This window comes from Ruegeria sp. BI11 (assembly GCF_056538005.1).
Genome location: NZ_JBQFSM010000045.1, coordinates 1 through 2029, shown reverse-complemented (window position 1 = coordinate 2029; position 2029 = coordinate 1). Strand labels below are relative to the sequence as shown.

The 2029-nt window shown below is 54.7% G+C and carries 1 protein-coding gene; it reads right to left on the bottom strand.

Annotated elements, in window-relative coordinates:
- Positions 1-153 precede the first annotated feature (153 nt).
- Positions 154-2029 (bottom strand): autotransporter outer membrane beta-barrel domain-containing protein (locus ACR0DT_RS24945; protein ID WP_480713331.1); only part of this gene is annotated, 1876 nt, incomplete at its 5' end.

The window sequence follows — 2029 nt, the reverse complement described above, 5'->3', positions numbered from 1 at the left end:
CCTGCCCATATTCTATTCGGTATTCACCTATTTGGTACCATGATATGGTTATCAGTGTGGCGTCACACCTGGTAAGCCTGTGCATATCACGTTGCTAAACGTGGACTGGCCCATGTGCTTTGTTTTAGCCAGGTTCCATTGCATACGCTCGCTTCAGAAGTTGAATGCGATGCCTGCGGAAAGATTGAACCCTGAGGTTGACGTTCCGGTACTTCCTCCAAATGACGTGCGATAGGTGCCATTTGCATACAGGGTGCCGGTTCCTCCGATCTTGGCATCAAAGCCACCTCCAAGCTCAATGAGAGAGCCATCAAAGCCGCCCGCAAGTTCAGCAGCGCCCACAGACACGCTCGTGTCCGGGGAGAAGTTATGCACGATATTTGCAATCACATAGGAGGTTGTCGCCGGGGCCTCTGGGGCGGTGGGTGCGAACTCATAGGCAAGTCCAAGCCGTCCAATCAGGCTCTCATTGGTTCCAAAATCTACAGCTGTGCCTTCCGTATCCGTAAAAGACCCTCCATCAAGTCCTGCCCATGAAAGCTGCGCCTGTGGCACAAAAGCTCCCCCACCTTCCAGCGCAATACGGTGCCCAACTTCAATACTCGCCTGAGCATACTCCATCGTATGATTGTCAATCAGAGAGCCAAAAGCCGAAGACCTGAAATCACCTTCAATCTGACCAAGCTCCCCTGTCGCATCCACATATGTGCCCCCGTCTCCATACCATGTCAGTGTCAAGCCAAGCCCATAGCCATCTGCATCAACATTGGAAGATCCGAACGCATTTGTCGCATTCACTTCAGCCTGCCCGTATTCAGCATAGGCACCGTAAACAAGGCGCCCTCCGGAAACCACAGTGGGGAAATCTACACCGGCCTGGAAAAACTGGCTATTGGCGTCGGAGCTATAAGGAGACCTTCCTCCTCCGACCTCAACATCCGTGCGCCCACCAGATAGTCGGAGCCACCCCCCGGTTGCGTCACCGCTGGCCCATTCCCGGCCCCCAAGCCGTGCAATCAAGGATTCCGGGCGCGCAAAGCTGTCAAGCAAGCCCCCCGGTGCCGACTGATAGGCAAGACCCGTCGAAGAAATGCCAATTGCATTCAATGCAAACGCTTCACCGCTGTACAGTAAATCATAAGCAAACACCCCCGCGCTTACCGGTTCTCCGCCTGCAAGCACAAACGCGTCGGCCTGTGCCGTACCCTCAACCGCCACAAGTGTAATTGCACTTCCCCCATCCGCCATCCCAGGCGAGAGCAGGTTCAAATCCAGCGTGCTTGTGCCTGTCACATCCCCAAGCACTACCAGCTGGTCCGCACTGCTTGCCGCAAAATCAACATCCACTGCAACAACACCATCCACGCTTTCATAATCACCCGCCACCGTCAGGGTGTCACCGGAAGCTCCATTCGCCAAGTCCACTACACCCGCATTATGCAGACTACTGCCCAAAACAGATTGCCCTGAGACCCCAAACACAGCCTCCGAAGCAACCTGCAAAGCCGGGGCCTCCGAAGCAAGCAAGAGGGTCGCATCATTCAGCTCAAGTCGGCCAGAAGACACATTCACAGATTGAAAAGCACCCTGTGTCTGAGTACCCGTCAGCGCCCATGTACTCACATCGTCCTTCTCAAGATGTTCAAAACCAAAAATACCGTTCGCACCCGACCCGATCGTTGCAAGATCAAGGCTGCTGTCTGCACTACCCGTGAGCAGCAAGACATCCGATGACCCTAAAGAGGACTCCGCACGACCCGACAAACTCCAGCCTTCGCGAAGCGCGAGTGTTGCAAAACCAGACGCACTATCCTCCCCAGGCGCAACATCGGATGTATCGCCCTCTCCATCAACGGAAATCGCAACACCATCACCGCCAGAAACAGCACCAGAAATGTCAACCAAAACATCACCACCAACCGCAGAAACAGCTATGCCAGCACCAGACTCACCAGCAACTGAACCCTCAGACACAATCGAAACCAAACCAAGACCCGCGTGACGCGCAGTAATGCCGTTATCGCCACCC